Annotated in this window: 12 protein-coding genes and 1 pseudogene; 8 read left to right on the top strand and 5 right to left on the bottom strand. The window is 61.2% G+C overall.

Annotation, left to right across the window (positions count from 1 at the left end):
- Nucleotides 1-5 precede the first annotated feature (5 nt).
- Complete coding sequence (gene ppdK / locus ACX2DJ_RS09280; RefSeq protein WP_462572222.1) at nt 6-2,669, top strand: pyruvate, phosphate dikinase; 2,664 nt, start codon at nt 6-8, stop codon at nt 2,667-2,669.
- Nucleotides 2,670-2,683: 14 nt separating this feature from the next.
- Here ppdK and ACX2DJ_RS09275 read toward each other — a convergent pair whose 3' ends face one another.
- Nucleotides 2,684-3,433: a methyltransferase domain-containing protein gene (locus tag ACX2DJ_RS09275; protein WP_462572221.1), complete on the bottom strand. Its 750-nt coding sequence runs from the start codon at nt 3,431-3,433 to the stop codon at nt 2,684-2,686.
- A gap of 54 nt (nt 3,434-3,487) precedes the next feature.
- Between ACX2DJ_RS09275 and ACX2DJ_RS09270 the strand changes: the two are divergent.
- From ACX2DJ_RS09270 to ACX2DJ_RS09250, 5 genes and pseudogenes are all read left to right on the top strand, one after another.
- Nucleotides 3,488-3,658: pseudogene (locus tag ACX2DJ_RS09270) on the top strand (double zinc ribbon domain-containing protein); the annotation flags it as partial.
- 54 nt (nt 3,659-3,712) lie between these two features.
- Nucleotides 3,713-4,309, top strand: a complete 597-nt coding sequence (locus ACX2DJ_RS09265) for a ComF family protein (RefSeq protein ID WP_462572578.1) — start codon at nt 3,713-3,715, stop codon at nt 4,307-4,309.
- 347 nt (nt 4,310-4,656) lie between these two features.
- On the top strand, nt 4,657-5,040 hold the full coding sequence (gene hisI, locus ACX2DJ_RS09260) for a phosphoribosyl-AMP cyclohydrolase (protein ID WP_462572220.1): 384 nt from the start codon (nt 4,657-4,659) through the stop codon (nt 5,038-5,040).
- 32 nt (nt 5,041-5,072) lie between these two features.
- Nucleotides 5,073-5,531 carry a MerR family transcriptional regulator gene (locus tag ACX2DJ_RS09255; protein ID WP_462572219.1) on the top strand — a complete coding sequence of 153 codons (459 nt, stop codon included), beginning with the start codon at nt 5,073-5,075 and terminating at the stop codon, nt 5,529-5,531.
- A 44-nt stretch (nt 5,532-5,575) separates the two neighbouring features.
- Nucleotides 5,576-7,381, top strand: coding sequence for an acyl-CoA dehydrogenase C-terminal domain-containing protein (locus tag ACX2DJ_RS09250; RefSeq protein WP_462572218.1), 1,806 nt, complete (start codon nt 5,576-5,578; stop codon nt 7,379-7,381).
- A gap of 140 nt (nt 7,382-7,521) precedes the next feature.
- Here ACX2DJ_RS09250 and cysK read toward each other — a convergent pair whose 3' ends face one another.
- From cysK to tyrS, 4 genes are all read right to left on the bottom strand, one after another.
- A complete protein-coding gene (gene cysK, locus ACX2DJ_RS09245; RefSeq protein ID WP_462572217.1) occupies nt 7,522-8,442 on the bottom strand; it encodes a cysteine synthase A in 921 nt (306 codons plus the stop codon).
- 1 nt (nt 8,443) lies between these two features.
- Nucleotides 8,444-9,760 carry an MFS transporter gene (locus tag ACX2DJ_RS09240; RefSeq protein ID WP_462572214.1) on the bottom strand — a complete coding sequence of 439 codons (1,317 nt, stop codon included), beginning with the start codon at nt 9,758-9,760 and terminating at the stop codon, nt 8,444-8,446.
- An 88-nt stretch (nt 9,761-9,848) separates the two neighbouring features.
- Nucleotides 9,849-10,187, bottom strand: a complete 339-nt coding sequence (locus ACX2DJ_RS09235) for a PilZ domain-containing protein (RefSeq protein WP_462572213.1) — start codon at nt 10,185-10,187, stop codon at nt 9,849-9,851.
- Between the two features lie 151 nt (nt 10,188-10,338).
- Nucleotides 10,339-11,568 carry a tyrosine--tRNA ligase gene (tyrS, locus tag ACX2DJ_RS09230; RefSeq protein WP_462572212.1) on the bottom strand — a complete coding sequence of 410 codons (1,230 nt, stop codon included), beginning with the start codon at nt 11,566-11,568 and terminating at the stop codon, nt 10,339-10,341.
- Nucleotides 11,569-11,615: 47 nt separating this feature from the next.
- On the opposite strand from tyrS, the gene ACX2DJ_RS09225 reads away from it, so the two are divergent.
- Nucleotides 11,616-12,161 carry a DOMON-like domain-containing protein gene (locus ACX2DJ_RS09225; RefSeq protein WP_462572211.1) on the top strand — a complete coding sequence of 182 codons (546 nt, stop codon included), beginning with the start codon at nt 11,616-11,618 and terminating at the stop codon, nt 12,159-12,161.
- Nucleotides 12,158-13,372 (top strand): exo-beta-N-acetylmuramidase NamZ family protein, encoded by a 1,215-nt coding sequence (locus ACX2DJ_RS09220; protein ID WP_462572208.1) that lies wholly within the window; start codon nt 12,158-12,160, stop codon nt 13,370-13,372. The genes ACX2DJ_RS09225 and ACX2DJ_RS09220 overlap by 4 nt, the downstream gene beginning before the upstream one ends.
- The last annotated feature ends 1 nt before the right edge of the window (nt 13,373 follow it).

The raw sequence follows: 13,373 nt of genomic DNA, 5'->3' as shown, positions 1-13,373 counted from the left end.
TTAGAATGAACAAGACGGTCTATACATTCGGCGGCTCAGCGGATCACTCCGACCCGCGCCAGAAGGACAAGACCGTCACCGGCGGCAAGGGCGCAAACCTTGCCGAAATGGCCAGCATCGGACTGCCGGTTCCTCCCGGCTTCACCATCACCACCGAGGAATGTGTGAAGTACCTGCAGGAAGGTGCGGATTTTTCCGAAGAATTGCGCACACAAGTGGCAGATGCGCTGAAGCATATCGAAGCGACCGTGGGCAAGAAATTTGGTGATGCTGCCGATCCGCTGCTGGTTTCGGTGCGATCGGGCGCGCGGGTTTCAATGCCCGGCATGATGGACACCGTGCTCAATCTCGGCCTCAATGACGCCACGGTTGAAGGATTGGCCAGCGCATCGGGCGATGAACGCTTTGCCTGGGACAGCTATCGCCGCTTCATCCAGATGTATTCGGACGTGGTGCTGGGCCTCGATCACGGGCTGTTCGAGGAAGCGCTCGAAGTGGCCAAGGAAGACAAGGGCTATTACGCCGATACCGAGATGGAGGCGAGCGAGTGGAAGGCACTGGTCGCCGAATACAAGGCACTGGCTGAAAAGGAGCTGGGGCATCCGTTCCCGCAGGATGTGACCGAGCAGCTGTGGGGCGCGATCCGCGCCGTGTTTGACAGCTGGGATTCTGACCGTGCCAAGGTCTATCGCCGCCTCAACGATATTCCCGGCGACTGGGGCACCGCCGTGAATGTCCAGGCGATGGTGTTCGGCAATATGGGCGAAACCAGCGCCACCGGCGTTGCCTTCACCCGCGATCCTTCGACGGGCGTGCGCGCCTATTACGGCGAATATCTGATCAATGCGCAGGGTGAAGATGTGGTGGCGGGCATCCGCACGCCGCAATACCTGACCAAGGCGGCGCGCGAGGCGGCAGGCGCCAAGCCGCTGAGCATGGAAGAGGCGATGCCCGATGCCTATGCCGAGCTGGCCCGTGTGTTCGACCTGCTCGAACGCCACTACAAGGACATGCAGGACATCGAATTCACCGTGGAGCGCGGCCAGTTGTGGATGCTGCAGACCCGCAGCGGCAAGCGCACCGCCAAGGCAGCGCTGAAGATGGCTGTCGACATGGCAGGCGAGGGACTGATCGACGAGAAGACCGCGATCCTGCGCGTCGATCCGATGGCGCTCGACCAGTTGCTCCACCCCACGCTCGATCCCGATGCGCCGCGCGATGTGCTGACCAGCGGCCTGCCCGCATCGCCGGGCGCGGCATCGGGCAAGATCGTGCTCGATGCCGATACGGCGGAACAGTTCGCTTCGCGCGGCGACAAGGTGATCCTTGTCCGCGTCGAAACCAGCCCTGAGGATATTCACGGCATGCACGCGGCGCAGGGCATATTGACCGCGCGCGGCGGGATGACGAGCCACGCCGCCGTGGTGGCGCGCGGGATGGGGCGCCCTTGCGTGTCGGGCGCGTCCGCTGTCTCGATTGACCGAGCCAGCAAGACCCTGCGGATCGGCCAGCGCGAACTGAAAGAGGGCGATGTCATCACCATCGATGGCAGCAATGGGCAGGTGATGGCGGGCGAAGTGCGTACCGTAGAACCCGAACTGGCGGGCGATTTCGGCACGCTGATGGTATGGGCAGACCGGCACCGGCGCATGCGCGTGCGCACCAATGCCGAAACCCCGGCCGATTGCCGCATGGCGCGCCAGTTCGGGGCCGAGGGTATCGGGCTGTGCCGTACCGAACACATGTTCTTCGATGCCGACAGGATACGCGCGGTACGCCAGATGATCCTGGCCGAGAACGAGAAGACTCGCCGTGCCGCACTGGCCGAACTGCTGCCCGAACAGCGCGCGGATTTCCGCGAGATATTTGCAGTGATGGCGGGCCTGCCGTGCACGATCCGGCTGCTCGATCCGCCGCTGCACGAATTCCTGCCGCATGAGGATGCGGACTTCGCCGAGCTGGCCGATGCCACCGGGCTGGGGGTCGATCATCTCAAGCGCCGGGCGGCGGAATTGCACGAATTCAATCCCATGCTGGGCCATCGCGGCTGCCGGTTGGGAATCACTTTCCCCGAAATCTACGAGATGCAGGCGCGCGCGATTTTCGAAGCGGCTTGCGAAATCGCCAGGAGCGGGGCCGATACGCCGGTGCCGGAAATCATGATCCCGCTGGTCGCAACCAGGCGCGAGCTCGAACTTCTCAAGGCGTTAATCGACAGGACCGCACGGCAAGTGTTTGAGGAGACCGGCTGCCCGGTCGATTACCTTGTCGGCACCATGATCGAATTGCCGCGCGCCGCCTTGATGGCGGGCGATATCGCGAAGGAAGGCGCCTTCTTCAGTTTCGGCACCAACGATCTGACGCAGACCACTCTGGGCCTTTCGCGCGATGATTCAGCACGGTTCCTTGCGCAGTATGTTGAAAAGGGCATTTTCCCGCGCGATCCCTTCGTCAGCCTCGATATCGATGGCGTCGGCCAGCTGGTCGAAATGGCGGCGGAGCGGGGCAGGGCGACGCGGCCCGACATCAAGCTGGGCATCTGCGGCGAGCATGGCGGCGACCCGGCGAGCATAGCGTTCTGCGAGCAGGTCGGGCTCGATTATGTCTCGGCCTCGCCATATCGGGTGCCGATTGCACGGCTTGCGGCGGCCCAAGCCGCACTCAAATAGCTGGCGTTGCAGGCTTAGCGCCAGCCCGTAAGCGTCAGGATCTGGAAGGTTTCGGCCACGCGGCCGTCTTCGTCCTTGAGTGCCGCGAACGCAGATTTCGCCCGGGCGAAAGCCGCCTTGCCCAGCGGCGGGGGCGCATCGGCCAGCACATTGGTCAGCGCCTGCTCGCGCAGATCGGCGACAAGGCGATCAAGGCTGCGATAGCGCACGCTGAGCCTGTGCGTATCGATGACCAGCTTGGCGAAGCCTGCGCGCTGCATCAGCGAAGTGGCGGCGCGGTCGTCGATCTGCGGATGGATGCGGGCCGAAGGGCGCTCGCCATCGGCGGCGAGCATGATCCGGCGCAGCGCAGTAAGGCTCCCCGCGCCCACGAACTGCGCAATCAGGAGCCCCTCGGGCGTCAACGCATTGCGGATATGAAGCAGCGCACCGGGTAAATCGTTGACCGTATCGAGCCGCCCGAAAGTGAGGATCAGATCGAAGGGTCCCTCGTCAATCGGCTGCTCCTCATCGATGCCGGGAAGGGAGATGACTCTGCTGCCAAGTTGCCCAAGGTGACGGGCGATTTCTCCGGTCCGGTGGCCGACTATCAGCGCGCGCGATGGCTCAAAGCGCATGAAATCGAGCCGTTCGATGATGTCGCGCTGCATTTCCTCTGCCAGCCAGCTTGCAGTTTCGCTCCGCCGTGACAGCGACGCCGCCCGCATGGCGCGGGCGTTCCTGCGGCGGTTCGAAAAGATCCGTGGAACGCGGGCTTCGGTCATCTGTGGCGCCCTGCCGTGCTTGCCAGTGATGCGCAAGAGGTGCAGCATGCTGCAATGGGTCGCGCCAAATGGATTTCCGCTTCGTTTTCGCGTGTTTTCGCGCCGCTCGTCGACCTCGTTTTTCCCCCGCGTTGCCCGCTGTGCGGCGAAGCGACAGCAGCCCAGGCAGGGCTGTGCGGCGCGTGTTGGGGTCAGCTCGTTATTCCGGGCGAACCGGCGTGCATCCGTTGCAGCAGGCCGTTTGCGCCCGGCAGCGGTCTTGAAAACAGCCAATGTGCTATGTGCATCGCCGTGCCGCCAAGCCACGCCGGGATTGCTGCTGCAACGCTCTATAACGATACCTCGCGCCGCCTCATCCTTGCTTTCAAGCACGGGCGCAAAATCGCGCTTGCGCCGCAGCTGGCCAGGCTGATGGCGGCGAAATTGCCCGATTCTGAAGCATCACCCCCGTTGATTATTCCGGTGCCTCTGCATCGCTGGCGGCTTTGGCGCAGAGGGTTCAACCAGGCCGCATTGCTGGCACGGGAACTGGCGCGCAGTGGCAAAGGGGAACTGTTGGTGGATGCGTTGGTGCGCGCTAAGGCCACGCCCATGCTGGGCGGAATGCGAAAGCAGGCGCGGCAGCGGGCGTTAGGCGGAGCTATTCGCATCAACCGCCCGCGTGCGGCGAAACTTCAAGGGCGATCCGTAATCCTGGTTGATGACGTCCTGACCAGCGGAGCGACCAGCGATGCCTGCATCACGGCGCTGAAAAAGGCAGGCGCGGCAGAAGTCACGATGTGCTGTTTTGCACGGGTTCTGGACGAGGCCCTGCACGGAAACACCGCCGGGATCAGTGCGATTGTGGAGCAGCGCGGAAGGTCTGGGAAAACATAACGCCCGAGGTCTGGAAGACCCCGGGCGCCACGTGACGAAAAAATACGAACCCGCTTCAATGAAGCTAAGGTGGCCTCCCCCTTTGCGGCCACCCGGGCTCTATCCCTCATCGTTTCGCCGGAAGCGCTCATCCTTACCGGAGATCGGCATCCCGGATTGCCCCCTGAACCTGGCGCTTATGTCGCACCTGTATTCGGCGGGCGAGCAAGTGCTCGCGGGCGTTAACTCTCACTGGGCGGCTCAACTTCATAGCCAGAATTGGATTGCGCGTGGATTTTGCGAGCCATCTGTGGTTATCGTGCAACAAGCGAAGGCTGCTAAATACCCGTCCACAGAAGGGATTTTGAGTGATCAATAAAACCCAGAAACAAGTTCCGCGCGATGAGACTTCCACCTTCATGCCAAAGTTTGATTCGCAAGGATTGCTAAGCGCGGTGGTGACGGATGCCGGATCGAAGGACGTTCTAATGGTTGCGTATATGAATCGCGAGGCGCTGGATGCCACCATCGCCAGCGGCGTCGCCCATTTCTGGTCGCGATCGCGGCAACGTTTGTGGAAGAAGGGTGAAACTTCAGGAAACGTCTTGAAGGTGGCGGAATTGCTGGTCGATTGCGATCAGGATGCGATCGTGATCCGGGCCGAGCCTGCAGGCCCGGCATGCCACACGGGCGCGCGCTCTTGCTTTTATCGCCGGCTTGAGAACGGCGCTCTCGTTAGGGTCAATTCTTGACGCTAACGTAAAGGGAAGTTATATCCTTTTGCATGGCTACAGCACAAGCAAACCAACCTCCCTCCAATGGCGATACAAAGCACGCGGGAGCTCATCTCGAACGCCCTGACAAGTTGGAGCGCGAGCAATATTCGATCTCCGACTTGACCTCGGAGTTCGATTGCACCGCCCGCGCGCTGCGCTTTTACGAGGACGAGGGCCTTATCTCTCCCGCCCGCGTGGGATTGACCCGCGTCTATTCAAAGCGCGACCGGGCCCGACTTGCCTGGATCATGCGAGCGAAAAACGTCGGCTTCAGCCTCAACGAAATTCGCGAGATGATCGATCTATACGATCTCGGCGATGGCCGGGTTGAGCAACGCCGCGTCACGGTGGAAAAGTGCAAGTCGCATGTGGCCAAGTTGAAGGGGCAACGCACCGACATCGATTCCTCGATCAAGGAACTGACAGAGTTCATCAAACTGATCGAGAATCTTGACTTCGATTTCTGATCGCTGACCCAGCAAAAATCCAAATCAATACCAAGGACACACAGATGCCCAGCTACACCGCCCCAAACCGCGATTTCCGATTCATTATCAATGAGATGCTTGATCTTGGAAGCCATGGCAATCTGCCCGGTTTCGAGCATGCCAGCGAAGATATGGTCAATTCGATCCTGGAGGAATCGGGCAAATTCACTTCTGAAGTGATCGCTCCGCTCAACCAGATCGGCGACCGTGAAGGTTGTGTCCGTCATGAAGATGGTTCGGTAACCACACCAACCGGTTTCAAGCAGGCATTTGACCAGTATCGCGAGGCGGGCTGGGGCACATTGACCCAGCCGGAGGAGCTGGGCGGACAGGGCTTGCCGCAGGTGATCGGCTTTGCGCTCAAGGAAATGATGAGCTCTGCCAACATGGCCTTCGGTATGTATCCCGGGCTCACCAACGGCGCGATCGCGGCGTTGCTGGCCAAGGGTAGCCCTGAGCAGATCGAGAAATATGTACCGCGCATGGTCTCATGCGAGTGGACCGGCACCATGAACCTGACCGAACCGCATTGCGGCACCGATCTGGGCTTGATCCGCACCAAGGCCGAGCCGCAGGCCGATGGCAGTTATCTGATCACCGGCACCAAGATCTTCATTTCCGCCGGAGAGCACGACCTGGCGGACAACATCATCCACCTGGTGCTGGCCAAGACACCGGGCGCGCCCGACAGTTCCAAGGGTATCTCGCTGTTTGTGGTGCCCAAGTACCTGGTCAATGACGACGGTTCGCTGGGCGATCGCAATGGCGTTAGCTGCGGCTCGATCGAACACAAGATGGGCATCCACGGCAATTCGACCTGCGTGCTCAATTATGACGAGGCCAAAGGCTGGCTTGTCGGCGAGGAGAACAAGGGCCTGGCAGCGATGTTCATCATGATGAACGAAGCGCGCCTGGGTGTGGGTATGCAAGGGCTGTCACAGGCCGAAGTCGCATACCAGAATGCGGTCGCCTATGCGCTTGACCGGCGCCAGGGCCGCGCGCTGACCGGCCCGGCCGATCCCGAGGCCAAGGCCGATCCGATCTTCGTCCATCCCGACGTTCGCCGCATGCTGATGGATGCCAAGGTGTTCAACGAAGGCATGCGCGCGCTGTGTCTGTGGGGAGCGTTGCAGGAAGACCTTAGCCACAAGGCGCCCGATGAAGGTGATCGCAAGGCGGCGATGGACATGATCAGTCTGCTCACCCCGGTGATCAAGGGCTATGGCACCGACAAGGGCTATGAAGTCGCCACCAATATGCAGCAGGTTTTTGGCGGGCACGGTTATATCGAGGAATGGGGCATGAGCCAGTTCGTGCGCGATGCCCGTATCGCCATGATCTATGAAGGCACCAATGGCGTGCAGGCGATGGATCTGTGCGGTCGCAAGCTGGCGCAGAATGGCGGCGCGGCGATCCAGGCATTCTTCGCCATGTGCGATGCAGACATTGCCGCTGCCAAGGAAGTGGATGGGCTCAAGGATATTGCCGAAGCGCTAGACAAGGCGCTGGGGCAGCAGAAGGCCGCAACCATGTGGTTCATGCAGAATGCCATGGCCAATCCCAACAATCTGGGCGCGGGTGCGCACCATTATATGCACATCATGGGTATCGTGACGCTGGGGCTGATGTGGCTGCGCATGGCCAAGGTGGCGCTCGAGAAGCTTGCCAGCGAGCCATCGGACAAGGGCTTTTACGAGGCGAAGCTGGTTTCGGCTCGCTATTATGCCGAACGCTACCTGCCCGATGCCGGTGCGCTGCGCCGCAAACTCGAAGCGGGCGCGGAAGCGATGATGGCGCTGGATGCGGAGGCGTTCCAGACGGCGGCGTGATGCCGCTGGCTGGCGGCAACCCAAGAGGCCCGGGTCAATAGCCCGGGCCTTTTAGTTGCAGGCAAGCACTTCGACGAAGAGGCCCAGCATCGCGCCACGCGGCATGCTGAAGTCGAGCAAGTCGCTCACCACGAAGCGCTTCATTCCACCGGCAGGAAATCGGGGACCGACAGATAGCGTTCACCGGTATCGTAATTGAAGCCGATCACGCGGGTCCCGGTATCGAAATCCGCCAGCTTCTGAGCGATCGCGGCCAGCGTGGCGCCCGATGAGATACCCACCAGCATGCCTTCTTCACGCGCGGCGCGGCGCGCCATTTCCTTGGCATCTTCCGGCTCGACCTGGATTGCACCGTCGATCGACTGAGTATGAAGGTTGCCCGGAATAAAACCGGCACCGATCCCCTGGATCGGGTGGGGGCCGGGCTGGCCGCCGCTGATTACCGGGCTGAGCGTCGGCTCGACCGCATAGGCCTTCATCTCGGGCCATTCGCGCTTCAGCACCTCGGCGCACCCCGTCAGGTGTCCGCCGGTGCCGACGCCGGTGATGAGCACTGCAGGCGGTGCGTCGGCGAAGTCGGCGATGATTTCCTTTGCGGTGGTATTGGCATGAACCTTCCAGTTCGCCTCATTGTCGAACTGGCTTGGCATCCACGAATTGGGGGTCTGTGCGACCAGCTCGCTGGCGCGCTCGATCGCGCCCTTCATGCCTTTTTCCTTGGGCGTGAGGTCGAACGATGCGCCATAGGCGAGCATCAACCGCCTCCGTTCAAGCGACATCGATTCCGGCATTACCAGAACCAGCTTGTAACCCTTGACCGCGGCGACCATCGCCAGGCCGATGCCGGTGTTGCCGCTGGTAGGCTCTATGATCGTGCCGCCGGGCTTCAACGCCCCAGTCTTTTCTGCATCCTCTATCATGGCAAGGCCGATGCGGTCCTTGATCGAGCCACCAGGATTGGCGCGTTCCGATTTGATCCAGACTTCGTGATCGGGGAACATGCGTGACAGGCGGATATGCGGAGTGCGACCGATGGTCTCGAGGATGTTTGCGGCTTTCATGTCAGGCCTCCTGGGTTTTGCTTTCTGCGTGTTTGAGCACGATTTCATCGGGCGGATCAAATGTCCTGGTGGTTCTTAGCACAGGAAACAGCCTGCTCCACAGCGCCACAGTGATGATCGCGCCAGCGCCGCCGGTGACCACCGCCGCCACGGGGCCGAACAGGAATGCCAGGCTGCCGGAGAAAAAATCGCCGAACTCATTCGACGCGCTGATCGTGAGCAAGCTGACCGAGGATACCCGCCCGCGCTTGTCATCCGGGGTGTGAAGCTGGATCAGCGATTGGCGGATATACACGCTGAACATGTCTCCCGCGCCGACAATGAACAGCATCGCCAGGCTAAGCGGCATCGAAGTGGAAAGGCCGAATACGATCGTGGCGAGCCCGAACACGAATACCGCCCACAGCATCTTGGGGCCAACGTTGTTTTCAAGCGGTTTGAAACTGAACCAGGCGGCAGTGAGCGCAGCGCCCGCAGCAGGCGCCATGGCAAGCTGGGCCAGGCCCGTCTCTCCAACCTCCAGGATGTCCCGCGCATAGACCGGAAACAGCGCGGTTGCCCCGGCCAGGAACACTGCGAACAGATCAAGCGTGATCGCGCCCAGCACCATCTTGTTGTGGCGGACATAGCGAATGCCGTCGAGCATCTGGCCAATCGGATGTTGCCCTTTGCGCAGCGGCGGCTGTGGCACTTTGCCAATCAGGCTCAAGGCAATGATCGCAACGCCGAACAGTACACTCGCCGCGATATAGGGGAGGGAGGGCAGCACCGAAAAGGTATACCCGCCGATGAAAGGCCCCACGATCATGCCCACCTGCCATGAAATGCTGGATAGTGCGATGGCGTTGGGCAGTATTTTCCGGGGAACGAGGTTGGGGGCCAGCGCTGACAATGCCGGCCCGGAAAAGGCGCGTGCAACACCCAGCAAAACCGCCACAGTGAACAGGATCGGCAAGGTGATGGCGTTGTGCCAGGTTGCCCAGGCAAGAGCGGCAGAGCAGACGAGTTGCAGAACAACCGTTAACCGGCCGAGGCTCCTGCGATCGAACTTGTCTGCGGCCAGGCCCACGAATGGCGTCAACACGAACAGCGGCGCAAATTGCAGCAGGCCAATCAGCGCCAGTTGCCCCGATGCTGCGGCGACACTCATCCCGCCATCGCGCGCGATATTGTAGGTTTGCCATCCGATGATCAGCAGCATGGCATATTGCGCCAGCGTCATGCTGAGGCGGCTGACCCAATAGGCGCGGAAATTGGCTACGCGAAAGGGGTGCGTCGCTTCTGGCGGGCTGGACGATGTCAGTGGAGTGTCGCTCACCACCGTGCAATGGCAGCGGGCAGGCCCGCTGCCAAGCCATCAAAAGCTATCCAGCTTCGTAGTAAGTTTTTTGCGGGCGGCGCCCCAGTCAGCGCAGGCGGCGCAAGCGTGGATTGGGCTGCAACTGGTCGATCACTGCCATGAAATCGTCAAGGCGGATGATCCTTTCGAACTGGAACCCGGCGCGCTCGTCATGACACCAGATCACATAAGCCTCGATCCGGCCCACCACCGGCAGGCGGATAATAACCCGGTCGCCGCGTTGGAGCCCTTCGGCATCGTCGACCATGAAGCCGTGCGCAGAAAGATTGGCGACATGCAGCTTCAGGTCACCCAAGCGGCGATGTTCGGCAATGACCGGGAAATCGACGGGGTGCCGCGCGGCGCGGCGCAGGTCGGTCACACTGAGATTGGCTCCGGCGTTCACGGTTACAAGCCTCCAAGCATTGTTCTTCTATCGCTAGATGCTGGAGAAAGGCTGACATTTGGTAAAGATGCGCTGCGCCAAAACGGGACGGACGGCCCGTTTGAGCCCTGATCCGGGTTCGATTAACCGCTTTTTGAAAGGCTTACGGCGGTTAACGCGTAATGATGCCGTGTTTCTTTTTGCCCAGGCTGAGCTTGCGCTGTTCGCCTTCAGCAATTTCGATCAGCAAGCCAGGGTCGCTTATGACCAGGTCATCAAGCTTCACCGCACCTTCAGCCAGCTTGCGCTTGGCTTCGCCATTCGACGCAGTAAAGCCGATCGCAGTCAGCAAGGCACCGATGCGCATTCCTTCAATGCCCACGGCTAAGGTTGGGAGATCTTCGCCAGCACCGCCGCCGGCAAAGGTTTCATGCGCGGTAGCTTCGGCAGCCAGTGCTGCTTCCTCGCCCCGCACCAGCCTGGTCACTTCGTTCGCCAGCACTACCTTGGCCTGGTTGATTTCCGCGCCTTCGAGCGCTTCCAGCCGCGCCACCTCGTCAAGCGGCAGATCGGTGAACAGCCGCAGGAAGCGGCCAACATCGCGGTCATCGCAATTGCGCCAGTATTGCCAGAAATCATAGCTGGGCAGCTGATCTTCGTTGAGCCAAACCGCGCCTGCCGCAGTCTTGCCCATCTTGGCCCCGTCAGCCGTGGTCAGTAGCGGCGTGGTAAGCCCGAATACTTCCCTGCCCTCCATCCGGCGGGTCAGCTCGATCCCGTTGACGATATTGCCCCACTGGTCGCTGCCACCCATTTGCAGCCGGCAATCGTGCAGCAGTGCCAGTTCGCGGAAATCATAGGCCTGCAGGATCATGTAGTTGAATTCGAGAAAGGTCAGCGGCTGTTCGCGTTCGAGCCGCAGCTTGACCGAATCAAACGTGAGCATGCGGTTGATAGTGAAGTGAGGTCCAACCGTGCGCAGCAATTCGATATAGCCGAGCTTGTTCAACCAATCATCGTTATCGACCATCACCGCGTCGGTCGGACCGTCACCGAAGGTCAGCAGCCGTTCGAATACCGTGCGGATCGACGCGATATTCGCCTGGATGGCTTCGGGCGTGAGCAGTTTGCGGCTTTCGTCCTTGCCCGAAGGGTCGCCCACCTTGGTGGTGCCGCCGCCCATCAGCACGATCGGCTTGTGGCCGGCCTGCTGCAGGCGGCGCAACATCATGATCTGCACCAGCGATCCGACGTGCAGGCTGGGCGCGGTGGCATCGAAGCCGATATAGCCGGGCACGATCTGGTTTTGGGCGAGCTTGTCCAGCCCGGCCGCATCGGTCATCTGGTGGATATAGCCGCGCTCGCCGAGCAGGCGCAGCAGGGTGGACTTGTGTTCCGACATCGTGCTCTCTTGCCTTGGGAAAGCGCGGTTAGCATGGGGGAGGGACAATGCAAGCATATCGCCTGATTCCCCACCCGGCATTTCCGCCCTCTTCGGTGAGCGCGGTAGAGGCGCGGGTGGGGCTGGATGACCCGAACTGGCTGCACCTGCGATGGCGGATAGAGGAGGCGGGCACGCTGGTCCTGCCCCCGATCACGGGCAAAGGCAGGGCGGACGGGCTGTGGCAAACGACCTGTTTCGAACTGTTCCTGCGCCCTGAGGGAGGCGAGTCCTATCATGAATGGAACCTCTCGCCCTCGCGCGAATGGAACGCCTATGGTTTTACCCGATACCGCGACGGAATGGAGCCGCTTGAAATCGCGCGCGCCCCAGATTGCGTGATGCGGCCCGGCTCGAAATTCGCCATTTTCGATGCTTTCATCGCGCGTTCGCAGCTCCTCGGGATGCACTGCGCCATGGGCCTGAGCGCGGTGATAGAGGAAGCGGGTGGCAACAAAAGCTATTGGGCGCTTGCGCATCCACAATGCGATGCGCCGGATTTCCACGATCCGGCTTGCTTTGCGGCGAGCCTTCCGGCACCTCGAAACCCATGAAATTCGGGATTGATCGGCTGCTGGCAGAGCCGGAACTGCTGCACGAACTTGATGGAAAACGGGTGTCACTGGTGGCGCATCCAGCCTCGGTCACGGCCGACCTGACGCATAGCCTTGATGCGCTGATCGCGGCGGGCGTGAACGTGACCAGCGCATTCGGCCCCCAGCACGGGCTGAAGGGCGACAAGCAGGACAATATGGTCGAGACTGCGGACGAACTCGATCCGCATTACGGCATCCCGATCTTTTCACTCTATGGGGAGGTGCGCCGCCCCACCGGGCAGATGATGGGCACTGCCGACGTATTCCTGTTTGACCTGCAAGACCTTGGCTGCCGCATCTACACCTTCGTCACCACTCTGCTCTACCTGCTCGAAGAAGCCGCAAAGCACGGCAAGAGCGTGTGGGTGCTTGACCGTCCCAACCCGGCCGGGCGCCCGGTTGAGGGCACGCTGCTGGTGCCGGGGCAGGAAAGTTTTGTTGGCGCCGCGCCAATGCCGATGCGCCACGGCCTCACCATGGGCGAGATGGGGCATTGGTTCATCCGCCAGTTCAGCCTCGACGTGGATTACCGCGTAGTCGAGATGCATTATTGGCTCCCTGAAGCCGGGCCCGATGGCGGCATGGGGGGGTATGGCTGGCCGCAGGACCGGATCTGGATCAATCCGTCGCCCAATGCCGCAAATGTCAACATGGCGAGATGCTATGCCGGCACCGTGATGCTGGAAGGCACCACGCTGAGCGAGGGCAGGGGGACGACGCGGCCATTGGAAGTGCTGCTGGGTGCGCCCGATGTCGATGCCAAGGCGGTACTGGCGGAAATGCACGCGCTCGCGCCTGACTGGATGGCTGGCTGTGCCTTACGCGAATGCTGGTTCGAGCCGACTTTCCACAAACATGCAGGAAAGCTGTGCAATGCATTGATGATCCACGCAGAAGGCAGGTTCTACACCCATTCAGCCTTCAAGCCGTGGCGGTTGCAGGCGCTGGCGTTCAAGGCGATCCGGCGGCTCTACCCCGAATATGATCTGTGGCGTGATTTTCCCTATGAATACGAGCTGGAACGCCTTGCGATCGATGTAATCAACGGCGGGCCAGCCTTGCGCGAATGGGTTGATGATCCAGCGGCACGCCCAGGCGACCTTGACCAAATGGCGAACCGGGACGAGGCTTTCTGGCGCGAACAGACCAGCGATATCCAGTTGTATTGAC

The organism is Altererythrobacter chaiwopuensis (assembly GCF_054957755.1).
The sequence above is the reverse complement of the archived record's forward strand: the minus strand, read 5'-3'. Positions and strand labels throughout refer to the sequence as shown.

What these genes read in the sequence shown, in the direction of transcription:
- ACX2DJ_RS09220 (WP_462572208.1), top strand. Translation starts at nt 12,158, where the DNA reads ATGAAATTCGGGATTGATCGGCTGCTGGCAGAGCCGGAACTGCTGCAC.
- ppdK (WP_462572222.1), top strand. Translation starts at nt 6, where the DNA reads ATGAACAAGACGGTCTATACATTCGGCGGCTCAGCGGATCACTCCGAC.
- tyrS (WP_462572212.1), bottom strand. Translation starts at nt 11,568, where the DNA reads ATGTCGGAACACAAGTCCACCCTGCTGCGCCTGCTCGGCGAGCGCGGC.
- ACX2DJ_RS09255 (WP_462572219.1), top strand. Translation starts at nt 5,073, where the DNA reads ATGGCTACAGCACAAGCAAACCAACCTCCCTCCAATGGCGATACAAAG.
- cysK (WP_462572217.1), bottom strand. Translation starts at nt 8,442, where the DNA reads ATGAAAGCCGCAAACATCCTCGAGACCATCGGTCGCACTCCGCATATC.
- ACX2DJ_RS09250 (WP_462572218.1), top strand. Translation starts at nt 5,576, where the DNA reads ATGCCCAGCTACACCGCCCCAAACCGCGATTTCCGATTCATTATCAAT.
- ACX2DJ_RS09265 (WP_462572578.1), top strand. Translation starts at nt 3,713, where the DNA reads ATGTGCATCGCCGTGCCGCCAAGCCACGCCGGGATTGCTGCTGCAACG.
- ACX2DJ_RS09275 (WP_462572221.1), bottom strand. Translation starts at nt 3,433, where the DNA reads ATGACCGAAGCCCGCGTTCCACGGATCTTTTCGAACCGCCGCAGGAAC.
- ACX2DJ_RS09225 (WP_462572211.1), top strand. Translation starts at nt 11,616, where the DNA reads ATGCAAGCATATCGCCTGATTCCCCACCCGGCATTTCCGCCCTCTTCG.